The 18,925-nt window shown below is 67.9% G+C and carries 17 protein-coding genes; 7 read left to right on the top strand and 10 right to left on the bottom strand.

What is annotated here, in order from left to right; translation table 11 throughout:
- Positions 1–11: 11 nt before the first annotated feature.
- Positions 12–3,176, bottom strand: a complete 3,165-nt coding sequence (locus ABZ406_RS27670; protein ID WP_357767610.1) for a BTAD domain-containing putative transcriptional regulator — start codon at positions 3,174–3,176, stop codon at positions 12–14.
- 357 nt (positions 3,177–3,533) lie between these two features.
- Here ABZ406_RS27670 and ABZ406_RS27665 point away from each other — a divergent pair, with 357 nt between their 5' ends.
- Complete coding sequence (locus tag ABZ406_RS27665; RefSeq protein ID WP_357767607.1) at positions 3,534–5,096, top strand: VCBS repeat-containing protein; 1,563 nt, start codon at positions 3,534–3,536, stop codon at positions 5,094–5,096.
- A 144-nt stretch (positions 5,097–5,240) separates the two neighbouring features.
- Here the strand turns inward: ABZ406_RS27665 and ABZ406_RS27660 are convergent, their stop codons facing one another.
- Positions 5,241–5,708: a nuclear transport factor 2 family protein gene (locus ABZ406_RS27660; RefSeq protein WP_357767604.1), complete on the bottom strand. Its 468-nt coding sequence runs from the start codon at positions 5,706–5,708 to the stop codon at positions 5,241–5,243.
- 222 nt (positions 5,709–5,930) lie between these two features.
- On the opposite strand from ABZ406_RS27660, the gene ABZ406_RS27655 reads away from it, so the two are divergent.
- Entirely contained in the window at positions 5,931–7,940 is a 2,010-nt protein-coding gene (locus tag ABZ406_RS27655; protein WP_357767601.1) for a hypothetical protein, read from the top strand.
- 18 nt (positions 7,941–7,958) lie between these two features.
- The gene (locus ABZ406_RS27650) at positions 7,959–8,354 is read left to right on the top strand and encodes a hypothetical protein (protein WP_357767598.1); all 396 of its coding nucleotides are present in this window, start codon (positions 7,959–7,961) and stop codon (positions 8,352–8,354) included.
- A 385-nt stretch (positions 8,355–8,739) separates the two neighbouring features.
- Here the strand turns inward: ABZ406_RS27650 and ABZ406_RS27645 are convergent, their stop codons facing one another.
- A complete protein-coding gene (locus ABZ406_RS27645) occupies positions 8,740–9,171 on the bottom strand; it encodes a DUF6196 family protein (RefSeq protein WP_357767595.1) in 432 nt (143 codons plus the stop codon).
- 241 nt (positions 9,172–9,412) lie between these two features.
- Between ABZ406_RS27645 and ABZ406_RS27640 the strand changes: the two genes are divergently transcribed.
- Together ABZ406_RS27640 and ABZ406_RS27635 are read left to right on the top strand one after the other, a co-directional pair.
- The gene (locus tag ABZ406_RS27640) at positions 9,413–10,162 is read left to right on the top strand and encodes a sulfatase-like hydrolase/transferase (protein WP_357767592.1); all 750 of its coding nucleotides are present in this window, start codon (positions 9,413–9,415) and stop codon (positions 10,160–10,162) included.
- Positions 10,117–10,677, top strand: a complete 561-nt coding sequence (locus tag ABZ406_RS27635; protein ID WP_357767589.1) for a sulfatase/phosphatase domain-containing protein — start codon at positions 10,117–10,119, stop codon at positions 10,675–10,677. Before ABZ406_RS27640 ends, ABZ406_RS27635 begins: the two co-directional genes overlap by 46 nt.
- Positions 10,678–10,713: 36 nt before the next feature.
- On the opposite strand, the gene ABZ406_RS27630 is transcribed toward ABZ406_RS27635, so the two are convergent.
- The 6 genes from ABZ406_RS27630 to ABZ406_RS27605 all read right to left on the bottom strand — a co-directional run bounded on the left by ABZ406_RS27630 (position 10,714) and on the right by ABZ406_RS27605 (position 15,945).
- Positions 10,714–11,193, bottom strand: coding sequence for an SRPBCC family protein (locus ABZ406_RS27630; protein ID WP_357767587.1), 480 nt, complete (start codon positions 11,191–11,193; stop codon positions 10,714–10,716).
- Positions 11,194–11,305: 112 nt separating this feature from the next.
- A complete protein-coding gene (locus ABZ406_RS27625; protein WP_357767782.1) occupies positions 11,306–11,599 on the bottom strand; it encodes a DUF1330 domain-containing protein in 294 nt (97 codons plus the stop codon).
- 35 nt (positions 11,600–11,634) lie between these two features.
- Entirely contained in the window at positions 11,635–13,092 is a 1,458-nt protein-coding gene (locus ABZ406_RS27620) for an MFS transporter (RefSeq protein WP_357767584.1), read from the bottom strand.
- The gene (locus ABZ406_RS27615; RefSeq protein ID WP_357767580.1) at positions 13,089–13,547 is read right to left on the bottom strand and encodes a MarR family transcriptional regulator; all 459 of its coding nucleotides are present in this window, start codon (positions 13,545–13,547) and stop codon (positions 13,089–13,091) included. Before ABZ406_RS27615 ends, ABZ406_RS27620 begins: the two co-directional genes overlap by 4 nt.
- 421 nt (positions 13,548–13,968) lie before the next feature.
- Positions 13,969–14,325: a hypothetical protein gene (locus ABZ406_RS27610; RefSeq protein WP_357767577.1), complete on the bottom strand. Its 357-nt coding sequence runs from the start codon at positions 14,323–14,325 to the stop codon at positions 13,969–13,971.
- Between the two features lie 966 nt (positions 14,326–15,291).
- Complete coding sequence (locus tag ABZ406_RS27605; RefSeq protein WP_357767574.1) at positions 15,292–15,945, bottom strand: hypothetical protein; 654 nt, start codon at positions 15,943–15,945, stop codon at positions 15,292–15,294.
- Here ABZ406_RS27605 and ABZ406_RS27600 point away from each other — a divergent pair.
- Positions 15,919–16,704 (top strand): CbrC family protein, encoded by a 786-nt coding sequence (locus ABZ406_RS27600; RefSeq protein ID WP_357767571.1) that lies wholly within the window; start codon positions 15,919–15,921, stop codon positions 16,702–16,704. The two genes, ABZ406_RS27605 and ABZ406_RS27600, sit on opposite strands and share 27 nt — an antisense overlap.
- Here the strand turns inward: ABZ406_RS27600 and ABZ406_RS27595 are convergent.
- Positions 16,622–17,095, bottom strand: coding sequence for a MarR family transcriptional regulator (locus ABZ406_RS27595; RefSeq protein ID WP_357767568.1), 474 nt, complete (start codon positions 17,093–17,095; stop codon positions 16,622–16,624). The two genes, ABZ406_RS27600 and ABZ406_RS27595, sit on opposite strands and share 83 nt — an antisense overlap.
- 224 nt (positions 17,096–17,319) lie before the next feature.
- Between ABZ406_RS27595 and ABZ406_RS27590 the strand changes: the two genes are divergently transcribed.
- The gene (locus ABZ406_RS27590) at positions 17,320–18,255 is read left to right on the top strand and encodes an NADP-dependent oxidoreductase (RefSeq protein WP_357767565.1); all 936 of its coding nucleotides are present in this window, start codon (positions 17,320–17,322) and stop codon (positions 18,253–18,255) included.
- Positions 18,256–18,925 lie beyond the last annotated feature (670 nt).

Here is an 18,925-nt window from a genome sequence, read left to right as displayed (position 1 = left end):
CCAGGGTGCGTTCAGCCCGGGTGCGCGAGCGACACCGCCACGCCCACCGGTGCGGTCGCGTCGCATCCGCATCCCCACCGCTCGTGCCAGCCGGGTGCCTCGTCGGCCTCCCGGGTACCGAGCCGGCGGAACGTCGCCGCGGCGGTCTCCCATGCCTGATGGGCGGACGCGACGTCGCCCAGCGCGGCATGAGCCGCTCCCAGGTCGCGCAGCGTCCGTGCGACACCGAGATCGTGGTGCAGCTCGGTCCAGCCGCCGTACGCGAGCCGAAGGTTCTCCAGGGCGGTGTCCGGCCGGCCGGCCGCCAGATGCAGTTCGCCGATGGTCCGCTGGACCAGCGCCACCCCGAACCGGTCGTGCAGCCCCCGGCAGGCCGCGAGGGCGCGCTCCAACGGCTCCTGCGCCCGGCTCAACTTGCCCTGCCGGAGCCACACCTTCGCCAGCGCCTGCTCCGTGTAGCAGGCGAGCAGCTCGTCACCGCTCGCCACGATCAGGTCGTGGCCGCGGGCGCACCAGCGCTCCGCGTCGGCCAGCTCACCCCGGGCCCGATACACCAGGCCGATCCCCCGGGCGGCGATGGCCTCGCCGCGAGCGTGACCCAGCGACCGGTACGTGTGCACGGCACGACCGATCCAGCTCAGTGCCCCCTCGTCGTCGCCGAGCTCCCGCAGGCAGTAGCCGATGCCGTAGGTCGCGTGCGCGGCGGCGTTCTCGCTCCCCAGGCGGTCCAGCACCTCGGCGGCCGTGGTGAGCAGCGGGACGGCCTCCCGATGCCGGCCCACCTCACGCAGTACGGTGCCCAGACCGTTGCGCGCCGCGGCCGACCCGCGCTCGTGGCCGGCGGCTTCGAACAGGTCGATGGCGGTCCGGAAGTTGTGTTCGGCCTCGGCGAACCGGTCCTCCTTGTAACGCAGCAGCGCGATGCCGCACTCGATCACCGCCTCGCCGACCGCGTTACCGGCCGCCCGGGCCGCGGCCGACGCCGCCGCGTGGGTGCGCCCCCAGCTGACGAAGTCGTTGCGGACCGCGAAGGACGCGTAGACCAGTGCGTCCGCCAGCGCGCACGCCGCAACGTCCATACCGAGTTCCGCCGCCCGTTCCACAGCGACGATCAGCGCCGGCGCCTCGACCTCCAGCCAACCGGGTAGCTGGTGGTCCGCCGGGAGCGGGATGGTCGGCACGTCCACCGGCAGCGGCGCCTGCCGGTAGAGCGGCGGGACGGCGTACGGCTGCGGTTGGTTGAGCCGCTCACCCAGCTCGGTGGCCGTCACCAGCACTCTGGCCACCGCGGCGCGCAGAGCGCCGTCGCTGTCCTCCTCGACGGCGCGTTCCCGGGCGAACAGCCGGACCAGGTCGTGCATGTGGTAGCGGAGCAGCCGATGCGTCGGGTCTGGAAGAGCGGTCACCAGGCGGGCGTCGGCGAGCTGTTCCAGCAGCTCCTCGGCATCGTCCATGGAACCACCGACGAGGGCCGCCACCAGCCAGTCCGCGAAGCTCGACACCCCGAGGAAGCCGAGCAACCGGAAAGCACGGCGGGCCGCTGGGTCGAGCGCCTGGTAGCCGACCGCGACGCTGACGCGAACGGCCAGCCCGTCCGCTGTCATCTCGTCGAGCCTCGCGCGCTCGTCGCGCATCCGCTCGGCCAAGCGGGCGATCCGGCGGTGCGGTCGGGCCGCGATCCGGGCACCGACGATCCGCAGGGCGAGCGGCAGCCCCGCGCACATCTCGACCAGCGCGGCGGTCGCCTCCGGCTCGGCCGCCACCCGGCCGGGCCCGACGATGCGCTCCAGCAGGACGACCGAGTCGGCCCGGTCGAGCAGCGGCACCTCGATCTGCTCGGCGCCCGGGATGGTGGTCAGCAGCGCCCGGCTGGACACGATGAGGGCGCTGCCCGGCCCACCGGGCGCGAGCGGGCGAACCTCCTCGGCGCTGACCGCCGAGTCGAGCACGATGAGGATCCGGCGTCCGCTCAGCATGGCGCGGTACTGTCCGAGCTTGTCCTCCAGCGTGGGCAACTGCTGGATGTTGGTGGCGCCCAGGGCCCGCAGCACCCGGTCCAGGGCCTCCCCGGAGTCGCCGCCCCGACCGGCGAGGGTGACGAAGATCTGCCCGTCGGGGTACGACTGGCGGAGCAGGTACGCGAGCCGGATGCTGAGCGCCGTCTTACCCACGCCACCGGGCCCGGAGAGGATCACCACGGGCGCGGCGTTGCCGGTGAGGCGCCCATCGCCTGGTTGCAGCACACTCAACGCGCAGCAGATCTCCGGTTCGCAGCCGACGTGGTCGGGCAGGTCGGCCGGGAGCTGGCAGCCGGGCCCCGTCGGAGTTTGGTGCGCCGGCTCCGGTTGGGCCTCGACCCGCGCCGGCACGGCGACCGCGGGCTGCACCGCTCGGGGCGCCTCGACCCCGGTGGCGGCCACCCTCGGCGCACGCAGCGTGCCCCGCAGCACCTCCCGGTGCAGATCCTGAAGGTCGGTGCCCGGGTCGATGCCCAGCTCGTCGGCGAGCTTGACGCGGGTCCGGGCGAACAGGTCGAGCGCCTCGGCTCGCCGACCGTTGAAGTACAGGGCGCGCATCAGGCTCACGGCCAGTGGCTCGATGAGCGGGCTGCGCTCCAGGGCCACTGTGAGTCGGTCGACGACCTGCCCCGGCCGGCCCTGGCCGATCTCGCTGTCGGCCCAGTCGAGCAGGATCCGGACGAGCTGCTGGTACAGACCCTCCCGAACCCGGGCCGCCCAGGCGCCGGGCAGCCCGTCGAGCGGGTCGCCCCGCCACAGCTCGACCGCCTCCCGCAACAGCGCCGCCCGGTCCGGGTGGTCCGCCGCGAGGCCCTGCGCCTGCTCGGCGAGGCGCCGCAGGCGGTGTACGTCGACGCGGTCCGGGTCGACGTCGAGCAGGTAGCCGGTCTGGCTGCGGGCGACCGTGATCGGGACCGTCCCGGCGGACTGGGCCGCGACCAGGATCCGCCGAATTCGGGTGAGGTACGTGTACAGGACGCCCCGGGCGTCGGCCGGCGGGGCGTCGTCCCAGACCCGGTCGACAAGTGCCGCGATCGGCACGCTGCGGCCCACGTCCACGGCGAGCGCCGCGAACACCAGCCGCTGCTTCGGTGGCCCCAACTCGAGCAGCCGGCCGGCCGCGACCACACGAAGATCACCCAGTATGCATAGTTCCACGGCTTCGCCCCCGCGTCCGTAGCGCCGCTGGACGGCCCGCGAGCAGGGCGTCCGAAGTTGTCAAGGATCCGTCCAGGTTCGCTACCTGATGTGGCTGCGAGGGTTCTGCCAGCCACCGCACCGGCAGCTCGCGGACCACTCGCCGGAGCGGCATGCCCCCATCCCACCTCCGACGAAAGGGTCGCGAACACACAACCGCACAGCAGGACCACGTGGGACCAGCCATCGGGGGCAGGCCCCACGGCGGTTTGTGCGCTGCGACTGTACCTGTCACATCGGGTCCAGCCAATGGCTGTCGTGCACCTCGATCAACGTTCGCGACCACTCCTGTTCAACCCCACCACGAAGGGAACACCCATGCGTCGCTTCCGCGCCCGCAGACCGGCCGCGATCCTCGGCACCATCACGATGATCGCCGGAGGCCTGGTCGGCGTGTCGTCAGCGCCCGCCCAGGCCTCCACCATCGAGGGCCCGATCAGCCGCAGCGAGATCATGTCCCGCGCCCAGAACTGGGTGGACCGGGATCTCACCTACACCCAGACCGGCTCCTGGGCGAGCGACATGGACGGCGACAAGACCTACCGGCGCGACTGCTCCGGTCTCGTGTCGATGGCCTGGCACCTGAACACCAGCTACGTCACCGACGACTTCCAGGAGAACAATTCCCGCTGGGACACCCTCGGCAGCATCGACAGCTACCAGGCCGGCGACGCGATGGTCCGCAGCGGCCACATCGAACTCTTCTCGCACTGGGCCGACCGAGGTGACCACAGCAAGGGCGCCTACGTCTACTCCTTCAACGACAACGGCCAGACGGTCCAGAACCCGTACAAGGACAACAACGTCGGCAGTCGTGGGTTCAACAGCGCCAGCGACCTGAGGACGTACAAGCCGATCCGGCGCACCGGCCTGATCGCCGGGGCGACGGCCCGCAAGGGGCCGGCGCTGGGCCATGACGACGGCGACGGCACCCTGACCATCCACCGCTGGAACTCGACCGGTTCGGCGTTCGACCACACGACCGACTACAAGGGTGAGAGTTCGTTCGATCTCGCGAACGTGGGTGATCGGATGGCCTCAGGTGACGTCGACGGTGACGGCACCGACGACGTGGTCATGGCCTACCAGATCAGCGACGGCACCTTCGGCTTCTACGTCTTCGACGCCGGCGTCACCAGCCGCGGCCGCTTCTACACCTCCAGCCAATACAACCTCGACCCCGTCGCCGGACGCCTCGTCGTCGCCGACTTCACCGGCGACGGCAAAGCCGAACCCGCCCTCATCCACGACGACGGCGACGGCACCACCACCATCCACCGCTGGACCAGCACCGGCACCACCTTCAACCGCACCACCGACTACATCGGCACCGGCAGCTTCGACCTCGCCAACGTCGGCGACCGCGTCGCCGCCGGCGACGTCACCGGCGACGGCAAAGCCGACATCGTCATGGCCTACCAACTCGCCGACGGCACCTTCGGCTACTACGTCTACAACCAAGGCCTCACCAGCCTCGGCCGCTTCTACACCTCCAGCCAATACAACCTCGACCCCATCGCCGGACGCCTCGTCGTCGCCGACTTCACCGGCGACGGCAAAGCCGAACCCGCCCTCATCCACGACGACGGCGACAGCACCACCACCATCCACCGCTGGACCAGCACCGGCACCACCTTCAACCGCACCACCGACTACATCGGCACCGGCAGCTTCGACCTCGCCAACGTCGGCAACCGCGTCGCCGCCGGCGACGTCACCGGCGACGGCAAAGCCGACATCGTCATGGCCTACGACCTCGGCAACAGCACCTTCGGCTACTACACCTTCAACCAAGGCCTCACCAGCCTCGGCCGCTGGTACACCTCCGGCCCCTACAACATCACCCCCGTCAACGGACGACTCGTCCTCGGCAACTGGTGACCTGACCTGGTAGCGCGCGAACAGAAGCAGGGGGTCACCGGCTGCGCCGGTGACCCCCTGTCTGGGCTGGATAGTGGCAGCCTGCTCGCGACCGCGGATGAGGTTGGCGCCAGTGCTGGCTCGTGCAGCCGCATCGGGCGGGAGTCACTGTCGGGTTTCGCCGTCGGTGGTGGCGCTTCTCTGCGGACGGAGTGCGCTCAAGAGGCTGTCGAGTTGACCCCACGCCCGCGCACTGGAGACGTGGTCAATATAGTCCCGGGATTCGATGATGAGCCCATCGCGGATACGCATCACGAAGACACACGGCACCGTGAACTCCTCACCCGTCTCGGCGACCCGCCCCTGATAGGCAAACTCGGCGACAATCACCTCCGGATCAGCGGTCTCGTGAATGCGCACGTCGACCGGCTTACGATTCAGCGTCCGGCCGACCGGAGGCGTACCGGTGAAGTGCTCGTGCAGTTCGCTGCGGCTGAGCAGCGGCGGCGGGTTGAGCGGGTGGAACGGATGCGTCACGTGGGTCTGCTCGCCGTACAGGTCGGCCAAGTCTTCGTACGGCCCCTCGCAGACACCGTTCACCAGTCGGAGGAAAGTATCGCGTGGACTACTCATGCCGGGCATCCTTCTGATCGGTGGATGTCACTCAGGTGATGCCGAGGACGGACAACATGTCGGCGACGGCCGGTACCCTACCGGCCCCCAGTCGGGATTCGACTGCCCCAGCGGGCAGGACCACCATCTCTGGCCACCGTGGCGACCGCGGCCAGCCGGAAACGCGTTTCTCCGACCGGCGTTCGCTGCGTAGGATCTCCGGCGATCAAGGGGGATGAATCGGTGAGCGATTTCCATGAGTTCGTGACGGATGTGACCTCGCGTCTGTCGACGATGTCCAAGGGTGAGCTGTACGTCGTCGGCGACGGTCTCGACCGGGACTCACTCTGGCTCACCTTCCTCGAATCGTTCCCCGCCGGCACCAATCCGCGGTTCCGTGAGCGATCCGAGTACGACTGCTCGACCTGCCGCCGATTCATCAAGCACTTCGGCAACGTCGTCGAGGTCCACGACGGACGGGTCCGTACCGTCTGGTCCGGGGTGTCGGCATCCGACCCGGTCTTTTCCGTCGTCGCCGCCGCTCTGGACGACTTCGTTCTCTCGCTGCCGATGTCCACCATCTTCCGGTCCGGTCAGGCGCAGTACGGAACGAAGACCACCCGAACGCTGCGCGACGGCCAGGTCGAGGTGTGGCAGCACCTGCACGGCACCGTGGAAGAGCGGCATCGCACCGAGGACGTCGGCGCGGCACAGGGCAATTTCGACGCAGCGGTGCAGGTCTTCCAGCGTGGCCTGGCCGAGCTGACCCGGCAGGCTCTGGACACCGTCGTCGACCTCGTCGACAACAACGCCCTCTACCGGGGCGCGGAGCATCGCCAGGCGGTGACCGATTTCCGCTCGCTGCAGAACCGGTGGACCCAGGCGACCGACCGGCGTGCCTTCGTCTTCGCCAACGCCATGAACCCGGCCGCCCGTCTTCGCAACACGGTGATCGGCACCCTCGTCCAGGATCTCTCCGCGGGCGTCGATCTGGAGCAGGCGGTCCGCTCGTTCGAGGCGAAGGTTGCACCGCAGAACTACCAACGCCCCACGGCGTTGATCACGCCGGGCATGGTCAAGGCCGCCATGAAGACCATTGCCGAGCTGGGCATCGAGGAGTCGTTGCAGCGACGGTTCGCCCGGTTGTCCGACGTGTCGGTCACCAACGTGCTGTGGGTCGACAATGACACCCAGCCACTGATGAAGGACGGCATCGAGGGGCTGCTCATGCAGGCGGCGACCACCCGGTCTTCGGGTGCGCTCCCTGGCCGCACCAAGCCGGAAGAGGTTCCTGTGGTCTCCTTCATGAAGGAGATCCTGCCCGTCGCCACCACCATCGACCTGTGGGTCGCCAACACCTACGAGCCGCACCTCGTCAGCCTCACCACAGGCCGGCACCCGGCCGCCCCGCGGTTGTTCAAGTGGAACAACGATTTCGGTTGGGCGTACGGCGGCAACGTCACCGACTCGATCAGGGAGAAGGTCAAGCGGGCCGGCGGCAACGTCAGCGGCAAGCTGCGGGTGAGCCTGTCCTGGTTCAACCACGACGACCTTGACCTGCATGTGTACGAGCCCAACGGCGAGCACATCTGGTACCAGGAGAAGCGCAACAAGCTGGACGTCGACATGAACGCCAGCGGGCCACTCTCCCGCGAGCCGGTGGAGAACGTCACCTGGACCGACAGTGTTCCCGACGGTGAGTACCGGATCGAGGTGAACCAGTACCGCAAGCGGGACAGCGACCAGGTCGGCTTCGTGATCGAGACCGAGAGCAACGGGAAGATCGAGCATTACAGCCATGAGCGCGCGGTCGGCCACAAGGAGACCGTCGAGGTGGGCCGGATGACGGTCGCCGGCGGGGTGATCACCGCCTTTCGGCCGGGTAAGGACGTGCAGTCGGGCAGTGCGGGCAAGGAAATGTGGGGCATCACCACCGAACAGTTCGTGCCGGTGTCCACCATCATGTACTCGCCGAACTACTTTGACGACAACGAGATCGGCAACCGGCACTACTTCTTCATGCTGAATGGGTGCGTGAACGACCAGCCGACGCGCGGAATCTACAACGAGTTCCTCCGCAGCGACCTGCAAGCGCACCGCAAGGTGTTCGAGGTTCTCGGCGACCGCACCAAGTGCGAACCGTCTCCGGAACAGCTCTCCGGCCTCGGCTTCAGCTCTACGGTACGCAACTCTGTGGTCGCCAAGGTGGCCATGACCGGCGGCCGACGCCGCCTCATCAGCATCCAGTTCTGATATTTCAGAAAGGCAACCGTGACTATATTCGAGAAGGCCACACGGGAGAAGTTCCGCTATCCGTCGGCCAAGGGACTGCTGACCACGGAACAGCTGTGGGAGCTTCCGCTGACCGCCAAGTCCGGCTTCAGCCTCGATGATGTGGCGAAGGCGGTCAACGCCGAGCTCAAGGCCGTCGACACCGAGTCGTTCGTGGCCACCGACGCCAATCCGGCCAAGGCAACCTTGGAGACCAAGCTGGAAATCGTCAAACACGTCATCGCCATCCGCCTCACCGAGGACAAGGCGGCGAAGGCTGCGGCGGCCAAGAAGCTCGAGAAGGAGAGGCTGCTGGCGGCCCTGGGTCGCAAGCAGGACGCGGCCCTGGAGAACCTGACCGAGGCAGACCTGCTGGCCCGAATCAACAACCTGTAGACCGCGCTACCGCGACGCCCTCTCATTCCCAAGAGCGGCATCCGGCTGACCCTCATCTGCCAGCCGAGCACGGCAGAAGCCGGATCGCCATTATGCGACGCCGGGGGTGGGGAGACCGGCCCGAACCGCCTCGATGAAGGGAAGCACCGTACTACGTCTATACACACTAAAGAGCGTGATGTCTGTGAGTCATCACGATGACTCACAGACATCAACGTCGGAGTCGGACGAGGCGGCGCCGATGAGCAACGGCAGCGGTGACGAGTGGTCCGTCGTGTTCACCGCCGACGGAGCGTTCATCGGGGTCTTCGACCATGAGTCGACCATGTCGCCTTACGACTGTGCGCGGACCGCCATGGCCTTGATCACGTTCTTGTGCGGATGTCTACCGACCAGCGCGCAGCTCATCAAGGACCTGTACAACCTCGGCGCGGACCTGCGCCGGGCAGCCCCAGTAGTCGTAGATGCCACCGCGCTCGCTGTTGTAACCACAGATGACGAACACCCCGGTGCCCAGCCGGCGTTTGAACTCGGTGGCCAGCCATCCGACGAACCCGCTGTTGTCCACCTCGGGCGGGAAGTGAATCGAGAACACCGCGAAGCGCTCGGCGTCGGTTGCACTGCCCGGCGCCAGCCAGGACCACCGATCCTCGTCCCGCACCACGGCCAGCAGGTCCGCCGTCAAGGCCGGTGGCTGAGTGATTGGCGCCTCGCGAAACGACCACTCGCCATCGAACACGACCAGTTCCGCGGCCGCGACGACCCGCCGCAGCCGCTGCGCGGTCTCGTCACCGGACTCCTGACTGATACTCACCATGCGACGATCGTGCCCGATGACCTCGGCCGACGCAGTCGCCCTCGCCACATGGCCGCCGGCCAGGCTATCGGCGCGTCGTGGTCGACCGGCAGGCACGTGCAGCCCGCGCCTCTGCGGCCTTCCATACCGTGACCCCATGCCCGAGTTGATACTGCCAACCGTCCGCCTGCATGCCGCGTGTTGATCGGATCATCACCACTTGTTGAATAGACGCTGACAAATTTCGCCGAGACTCGACGGCATGACTGTCACCCATCGACGCCTTCTCGCCACCACCCTCGTGGCCGGCCTCGCGTTGCTCGCAGCGTGGACGCCGGCGCGCGGCGCGGAGCCGGCTCCGGCGCCCGCCGCCACCGCCCCGAACATCATTTTCGTGCTCGTCGACGATCTCGCGTGGAACCTCGTGCCGTACCTGCCGCAGGTGCGGCAACTGCAGGCCGAGGGGGCCACCTTCACCAACTACACGGTGACCGACTCGCTGTGCTGCCCGTCCCGCTCGTCGATCCTGACCGGTCAGTTCCCCCACGACACCGGCGTGTTCACCAATGGTGGAGCCGACGGTGGGTTCGCGGTCTTCAAGGACCGGGGCAACGAGAACCGCACCTTCGCGACCGCCCTACAGGGCAGGGGCTACCGAACCGGCTTTCTCGGCAAGTACCTCAACGGCTACCTGCCGGCGGACACGCAGGGAGGGTCACTGCCCTACGTCCCACCCGGCTGGTCGGAGTGGTACGTGGCCGGCAACGGGTACTCCGAGTACAACTACGACCTGAATGAGAACCACACCGTCGTCCACTACGGCAGCCAACCGGCCGACTATCTGACCAACGTGCTGTCCCGCAAGGGCAAGGACTTCATCCAACGTTCGGCGGCGGCCAACACGCCGTTCCTGCTGGAGGTCTCCACCAGCTCAGCACCAGCGGCGTCGCCGACAACACCTACGTGGTGTTCAGCTCCGACAACGGCTTCCACATGGGCGAGTACCGGCTGACCGGCGGAAAACAGACCGCCTTCGACACCGATGTACGGGTCCCGCTCGTCGTCGCCGGGCCCGGCGTCGTTCCCGGATCGCAGCGTGCCGAGATCGTGCAGAACATCGACCTGGCACCAACCTTCCAACGAATCGGCGCCGCCGACGTCGGCACCCACGTCGACGGGCGCAACCTGCTCCCCCTCGCCCAGGGCGAGCCCGCACCGAACTGGCGCACCGGGGCGCTGATCGAGCACCACGGCCCCAACCAGACGGCCGACGACCCCGACGCCCAGGACCGGCGCAACGGCAGCCCGGTCACCTACGAGGCCCTACGGACAGCGACCTACACCTACGTCGAGTACTCCAACGGCGAACGGGAGTACTACAACCGGACGGTCGACCCCCACCAGCTCAACAACATCGCCGCCGGGCTCTCGGCAACGCGACTGGCGGCGCTACACGACGCGCTGACGGCGTACGTCGCCTGCCACAGCCACTCGGCGTGCTGGGCGGCAGGTCACGTGCCGGCCTGACGGCGCATCAACCGCATCGGTCAGAAGGAGGGACGCTCAACGTCGACGACGGCCCTCAGGTGAGTCGTGACGAGGGGCTGTCGGCTTCTCCAGTAGCTGTTTGAGCGTACCCAGGTTGTCGCGCATTCCGCTCTTGAAGAGTCTCTCGGCGAGCGGTCCGAGGAGTGCGGCTGGGCCGGTGAGCCCGGAGGCGCTGATCGTGCCCTCGAGGATGAGTTTCGTGGTGGCCTGTTCTGGCCGGACGAGGTAGCGGTAGGTGAAGGGGGTCGGCCCGCTCAACGACGTGAAGATGACCTCCTCGCCGTGCGAGTACGTGGTGATCGACACGTCGTTGCGGGCCGGCCCTCCGGGGAGGTCTCTGTACACGTGGTATCGGGTTCCGAGGCCGCCGTTGCCCCCGACGCGCTCCACGCGGCGCACAGCGGAATACCAGTTCGGCATTGTGGTGAAGTCGGCGACGAAGTCGAACACCTGCGCTGCCGGGGCCGTGATATCGAGGCCCAACTGGAAGGTCATGGGGTCCCCTGTGTGTGGGTCGCACTCCGCGACGCGGTCATTCGGTCTGCTTCTTCTCGGCGGGGCGTACCGTCATCGCGCCCTTCGCAGGTCCCGCCAGGTCGTCATGTCGTCAGTCGAGGCCTTCGATGATGCGGAAGTCGCGCTCGACGCCGTCAGCAAGCGCGTTCAGCGCCTCCTGGTAGGCCGCGCTCTCATGTGCGGCGACCGCCTGCTCGAAGCTGTCGAACTCGATCAGGATGGTGCGCCCGGCGATTCCGGCGTCGTGTGCGACGACCCGACCGTCGCGGGCGAGCACCCGCCCGCCCCCGGCCCGGACGGCCGAAGGGGCCAGCATGTTGTAGGCGGCCAGCCTCTCGGGGTCGAAAATGGCGCGATAGGCGCTGACCCAGTAACCCTTTGCCACGTTGTCTCCTGTGTTCGGCATGCTCGAAAGTGTGCTCAGATCCCTGGTCGACGCACGGCGGTGATCGGATTGGTCGCGGGTGGGCGTCGGCGGGCGAGGGCGAGGCTCACCATCGTCGTGATCGCCATCGCGGCGACGCCGACCAGCGCCGCGGTCGTGTAGGCGTCGTCGTTCGGGAAGAGGCGGCCGGTGGCGGTGCCGGCGGCCAGGACCAGACCACCAATGGCGCTGCCCAGGGAGTACCCGACGCTGCGGACGACGTAGTTGAGGCTCATGGCGCTCGACGTCTCGCTCTTGGGGGTGACGGCCAGGATGACGCCGGGCATGGCGGCCGAGAAACTGCCGACGCCGAAGCCCAACACACCCATGGCCACGAGCAATTCGGCCAGGTTGGACCGGGCGGTGGCGAACAGAACGAACCCACCGCCGACGATCGCGGCGCTGCCCGCCAGGAGCAGGGGTCCGTCGATCCGCTCGCGGACCCGCGGCGTGAGCTTGCCGGCGACGAACCCCAGCACGGAGAACGGGATGAGGACCAGCCCGGCCACGAAGGTGGTCAGTCCGAAGCCGTAGCCGGCGCTGTGCGGCGTCTGCGCGTAGCGGGTGATGAGCGTGAGCAGGAGGTACATGCCGCTGCCGCCGACGAACATGGCGATGTTCGCCCCGGCGACCGCCGGGTGCCGCACCGCCCGGACGTCGACCAGGGGCGTCTTGGTGCGCAGTTCGCGAACGGTCCAGACGCAGAGCAGGAGTACGGCGGCGACGGCGAGCGTCACCGCCACGGCGAGGTGTCGGCTCCACAGGCTCCTCCCCCCGGCCAGGAACAGGACGAGGAGCAGCCCACCCGCCAGGGCGAGCGCGGCGGCCACGTCCACGTGGGCGGAGCGGCCTTCGGGAGCCGCCGGCATGGAGCGCCACGCGGTCACGAAGGCGACGGCGGTGACGAGCAGGCCGAAGCCGTACGCGGCTCGCAGACCGCCGAACTCGGCGAGCAGGGCGGCCAGCGGGTAGCCGACGCCGGCTCCGATGACGGAGACCACTGAGATCAGAGCGATCGTTGCCGCGCTGCGCTGCTCGGGAAGATGGTCGCGGGCCACGCCCATCATCAGCGCCGTGAGACCGAGTCCGACTCCTTGGGCCGCTCTGCCCGCGAGCAGCCAGGCGAACGGCAGCGGCAGCACGGTGAGCGCGCTGCCGACGACAACGATCGCCAGCGTGGCGAGAATCGTGGCCCGCCGCCGCGGACCGGCTCCGAGCCGGCCGAGGACGGGTGTGGCGACGGCACCGCTGAGCAGCGCGATGGTCAGCGTCCACTGGGCGCTGTCGAGGGAGACGTGGAACGTGGTCGCCACGCTGGTGATGAGCGGCGTCCCGAGGCTGGCGACCGCCGCCACGACCAGGGCGACGAACACCAGGGCGGGGACCAGAAGGCGTGCCTCGGAACGGATCAGGACAGTGCTCCCGGGCTGGTCATGAGCCTGGGCCGCGGTCACCGGCCCGACTCCTTCCGGGGGTGGCTTTCGAGCTCCGCCAGATGCAGCAGCGCCGGAAGGGCTGCGGCCAGGGCCTCGACCTCGTCACCGGTGAGTTCGTCGATCAACCGCGCGTACGCGTCAACGCCCGCCTGGCGTCGCGTCCGGACGTACGACGCGCCGGCCTCGGTCAGGCACACCAGCGTGACCCGCTTGTCAGACGGATCGCCCTTCCGCTCGACCAGCCCGGACGCCTCCATGACCCGTACCAGGACGGTCATCGCGGGCTGGGTGACGCCCTCGGCCACCGCCAGATCGGTGATCCGTCGCGGGCCGGTCTTGTCCAGGGTGGCCAAGGTGGCGGCGGACGTCAGGCTCATGTCGCGGGGGAGGCGTCGCACGGCCCTGGTGGCCAGGCCGTAGAGGGCCGACCCGATGGCATCGGAAGCGCCCTGCGCGGCATCTCGGCGACTCACGCCTGAAGCATAGCAGGTTTATATGAATCCTTTATGCAATCGGATCCACCAGGCCGACAGCAGCGGCACCATCTCGATCCAGAATTCGTCCGAGACGATCCACGACGGCTGCTCACCCCGGCAGGCGTGCTACTCCGAGCGGCCGGACCTGCGAGCGGAAGGCGATCGCCTTCCTAAGGCTGTACGCCGGATGGGGCGCAATACATGACCAGGCGGAGGAGCCCCGACTCCTTGACCGCCAGGCAACCAGCACCGCCACGCGGCCTGCTGTTCCGTGGTGCCTGCCCTGGGAACGCGGTCCGCCATCGTCCGCGCTCGTGTGCTGACGTCGGCACCGATCGTCACTAAAATAGTCACCCGCCGGATCCATCGTCTGATCGTTGACTATGGAGCGAGTCACCGAGCGCCACGCTTCGAAGGCCTAACTGAGGTCGGCCGTGTCGGCGCTGGTGAAAACCGTCTCTAGGTACGTCGCGTCGACGAAGTTGTAGCCGTAGAGGCTGAACTTGACATCGCCCTCATGACGGTAGAGCCACGCGGCACGGTGACCGATCCCGTCTCGGCCGCCCTCGCCGACCATGCCTGTCGGGTCTGGCGGTAGCTCGCCATCAAGCGAGGCGATGATGTCGGCCCCATCGGCGCAGCGCCAAGGGCTTCCTGACACCACCCGCAACGTGCGACCAGGTACGCGCCACGTTAGGACGCCGTCCTTGGCGCGCTCCCGCACCCACGCAGGCGACAGGTCGATCCACCAGCCGTCGCCCAGAGACCTCCGCACGGCTCAAGTCTGGCCTTGCCCCTGCCTGTCGTCACCCGGTTGGTCGCCCCCATCTGAAGCGCCGATTTTCAGCGCACACGTCGCCACCACCACGGCCAGTTCGACGGTGCGGTCGGGTCTGGCCAGGTGATCGCTCGATACTGACGGTCCAGGGGAGCAATGACCCGGACTAGCGCACCGCAGGACCAGGTAGGCATCGTCTCCAAGACCCACTCCAGTTGGTCGCGCGCTTCGTTGGGCCCACAACAAGGGCAGGCATAGTACGGATTGTCCGAACTGTATGCGCCGGGCTTGTAGACGAACGATCGCCACGATCGATATGCGGAGGCGAACGACCGATCCAACCTGCGACGTCTAAGCTCCGTGGCCACCCTGGCCGGCATCTCTGGTAGCCGGATGCGGTCGGCGAGGTCCTGCTCAGGCGCTCCACAAAGGGCGCGCATGGCGCCCGGACGCTTACGCCCCATGGACCTTTCTGCTGTCATCCATGATCCAGACCATCCCACCTGCACGACGCGGTTGTCCAGGCGGTCAGGTCAAGTACTTAGCTGCGGCAAGACAGCAGAAGGGCCACCTCCCGAACTCGGGAAGCGGCCTCTGACCTGCGGAACTGAGAGTGGGCGATGTTGGTATCGAACCAGCGACCTCTTCGGTGTGAAACAGGACGCTGTGCCCCCCTCTGAGCTGCGGCAACGTGCAGCCGCAGGCAGGGGTGGGTGCAGTTGAAGGCCGTTCGACGCCGTTGGGCGCAGTTCAAGGCCGTTCAGGGCCCCCGATGCTCCCAACCTGCTCCCCTAGACCGGGCCCGCGCCGGGCCACCGACCGCCGGGCCACCTTGAAGTGCCGGCCCAGTACCCCTGCTTGGCCCCAGCGCTGGCTCCCACAGCCGCATGGGTCGATTGGGAAGACGTCCACGATCGCCGCGCCTCGTCAGCGGCAGATCCGGATGTGCGCGGCGGCCAACTGTTAACGCCAGGCCGAAGCACATACCTCTATCCAGGCCGCGAGGTTGGGCACATGATCGATCGTGAGCAGCGAGTACGGCGGGGAACCGGCCAACGGTGCGACATTCGCGAAAGCGTGGTCTGGTGCGAAGAGAAGGAGCCGGCCGTCGTCGCGATGCGCCAGCGTCAGATTCCCGTTGGCCTCCGCAGCGACGGCGTAGTACTCGTCGGGGTCGATGGAGAGTTTGAGGTCGTCGTCTTCCCATAGCCATGCGTAGTCGGTGAGCACATCGGCGACTCGGACGTGCGTCGCGTTAACCGTGAGCACCTCGTTCTGGTTGTTCCACCAGGTGTCGGGTTCGCGGAACCGTTCGACGATCCCGCCGCAGAGCTTCCAGAAATTCTTATGGGTCCAGGCGACGGAGTCGCTGCCCACGTCGTGGGGCGGGCGGCAGAGCCATCCCCGTCGATCGTCCGATGATCCCCATGCCAGTAACTCGTAGGTGTCGCCTCCGACGGAGACGGCAGTGAGGGTCGTTGAGGCGAGCAGCGCAGAGAGTTCAGGCAAGCCTTCGACTGATCCGCGGGTCCACAGCTGCGCCTCACCCACAATGGCACTCTCGCCGCGACGGAGGAACCACGGAACCTCGTGGACGAAGTGCTCCCAGTCGCTCATCGCTCCGATGATGCCAGGGGCACCTTCGCCCACCGGCCAGGGAGCCGAGCGTCCGCCCATCGGCACGACCGGACGGCGCCGAGCGCGCGCGGTCGGCGGCCCAGAAGGGCGGCGACGGGGCATCGAACCCGCCAGATCAACGGTCCTCTGACCGGGCTTGAAGGCGTGTGCGAGGTGGTGGGGATCAGCAGCCCCGTCGGGGCTGTGACCAACAGTTGGCATGGTGGGCTCGTGACCGAGCCGGTGTTTCGATACCACCCTGACCCTTTAGCCACGGGCTCGGCGATGCAGATTGAGCACGAATGCACTGTCTGCGGTCAACTTCGGCAAGTTCGCTACCGCGGACCGATCTACGGCAGGCAACCCGGGACTCTTTGCCTGCACTGCATCTACTCCGGGGAGGCTTCCAGGGCACTCGGCGTCGTTGCCGTCGCCACGAATGGCAGCGACCTCCTGGACATGCCTGCAGGTGCCTTCGTTGGCACCAGCGCTGACTCCCGTAGTCGCATCGGTCGAGCGGGGAGCACGCCCACGGTCGCCGCGCCCTGTCAGCGACAGATGAGGATGGCCGAGGGTCGTCGTACCGTTCCGCCATGCCGACCGCTTATATCGCCGTTGCTGAGACGGAACCCTGGGGACCCGGCTGAGGTATCGAGGTCAGTTCGGTGGGCGTCGTTCACCGGCCGTCGAGTTGCTCGCGTACCAGAGCGGCGATGCGGGAGAGCGCGGCGCCGAGGTGGCGTTGCTGTGCAGCGCTGAGTGGGTCGAACACCAGTTGCCTGACCCGCTCGACGTGAGCCGGGGCACTGTCCTCGACTTTATGCAGTCCGGCGTCAGTCAGGGTCGCGAGGGTGTACCGGCCGTTGTCTGGGTCAGGGCACCGGGTGACCCAGCCCTGCTGCTCGAAACGGACCATCAGCTTGGACAGCCGTGGTTGCGTGCTGTCGCACTGCGCGGCCAGGTCGCTGAGCCGCATCGTGTGCGCCTCGGTCATGGACAGCCGGGCCATCACGCTGTACTCGAAATTCGAGATGCCCTCGTCCCGCTGCAACTGGCGGTCTAGCAGCGTGGGCAGCGCGATGACCACGGTGCGCAAGTCCTGCCACAGCTTCTGCTGCTCGTCGTCGAGCCATTGGGGGGTGCCGGTCATAGGCGCAGCTTACTTGACTGGGCAACCTGGCACCCAGATGCCTTTCGCTGCTCAGAGGCAGGAACTGAGCCGGCCGGTCTCTGTGATGCCGCGCACCTTGACTTGCCTAGGCAAGTCAAGCACACTCGTTCACAGTTGCCCAGGCAAGTGCGGCGGCGTCGCGGCGTCCGGAGATTCCCCCGTTCGCCACGGATCCGACACCCCGAAACCATCAGGAGAGTGCAGTGAAAGCCATTCGCTACCACGAGTTCGGCAGCACCGAGGTCCTGCGCCAGGAGCAGGTGGAGCGTCCGGTCCCCGGGGCCGGCCAAGTGCTGGTGAAGGTGGTGGCCACCTCGTTCAACCCCGTCGACGACCACATCCGGCTGGGTGTCCTCGCTGAGATGATCCCCACCCCGCTGCCGATCATCCCCGGCCTCGACGTCGCGGGCACCGTTGCCGAGCTCGGCGACCAAGTCAACGGACTGCAGGTCGGCGACCCGATCATCGCCATGTTCCCGCTGCACGAGCACGGCGGAGCCGCCGAGTACGCGGTCGTGGCCGCCGACCTGGTGACCGCCGCGCCCCGCAGCATCCCTCTGACGGACGCCGCCGCACTACCCCTGACCGGGCTGGCCGCACGCCAAGCAGCCGTCGAGCTCGCCGGGATCACGACCGGCCAGACCGTTCTCGTCAACGGGGCCGGCGGTGCGGTGGGAAGCATCGTGGTCCAGCTCGCCGTCGAAGCCGGCGCGAAGGTGACCGCCGTCGACGGCCCCCAGCATGCCGACCGCCTCAACGGCTACGGTGCGGAGAAGGTCGTCGCCCCGCTGGACCTCGACGCAGGCCCGGCCCCTGTCGGCGGCCCCTTCGACGTGCTGGTGAACCACGTACGCCTGACTCCCGAGGACCTCGCGAAGCTGACCCCCTACGTGGCCGACGGCGGCATCGTCGTCAGCTCCGCCGGGCCGGTGCCGGCCGACGAGGCACGCTCGGTACGCACCGCCGGCGTGTGGGTCGGCCCCGACGCCTCCCACCTAGCCGACCTCGTCTCCCGCATCGACAACGGAGTACTCAAGCTGCACATCGCCGACCGCCGACCGCTGGAGGAGCTGCCGACCATCCACCAGGATGCAAGCAACGGCAAACTGCTCGGCAAAACAGTCATCGTCGTCGCCTGACGCCACGTCCACGTCCACGTCCACGTCCACGTCCACCATCGAAGCCCCTCTTTGGTGGTAAACGCCGACGTATACGGAGCAAGCTCGGCCGGCTGGTCGGAGCCGCGGCCAACTCGGCGTCGTTCGTAGTCGTCATGGGCGCGGTGCTCGCAGCCGCCCGGCGACCGGCACTCCGCCTTTCCCGTTCGGAGGGCTGCCATCGGTGGCTGCGCGGAAATCACGTCGCTCTCAGCACGCGGTCGACGGCGGAAGCGAGTGTCGCTGGGCACGAAGGGGAATGTGCTCTGGCCGGTCGAGGGCAGAGGTCGCATACGCGCTCATCGGCATGAGCGGACACTGCCCGACTGGCAATCGGGGAACGTCAAGGCTGACACCTCCAGGTTCACCGAAGAGGTCACCGTTCAGGAAGCCCTCCTCAGAGGTTCGCCAGCGGGATCTGGGTCTCAGCTCGCGGAATCCGTACCGACGCCACGAGCCGTCGAGGAAGATCACTTGACGCATCAGGTTAACACTATTAACCTCAAGCAAGCGCCGTTAACCAACCCTGTGGAGGTTGTTATGCCCGAATACTTAAGCATCGCCGGCAACACCCTCGCCTACGAGGTGTCCGGGCAGGGCCCGCTCGTGGTCCTGGCGCACGGTATCGGCGACAGTCGGCACTCCTACCGTT

Source organism: Micromonospora sp. NPDC005710, from assembly GCF_040630995.1.
In the GTDB taxonomy this organism is placed as follows: Bacteria; Actinomycetota; Actinomycetes; order Mycobacteriales; family Micromonosporaceae; genus Micromonospora.
This window is presented reverse-complemented; position numbering and strand designations above follow the sequence as displayed.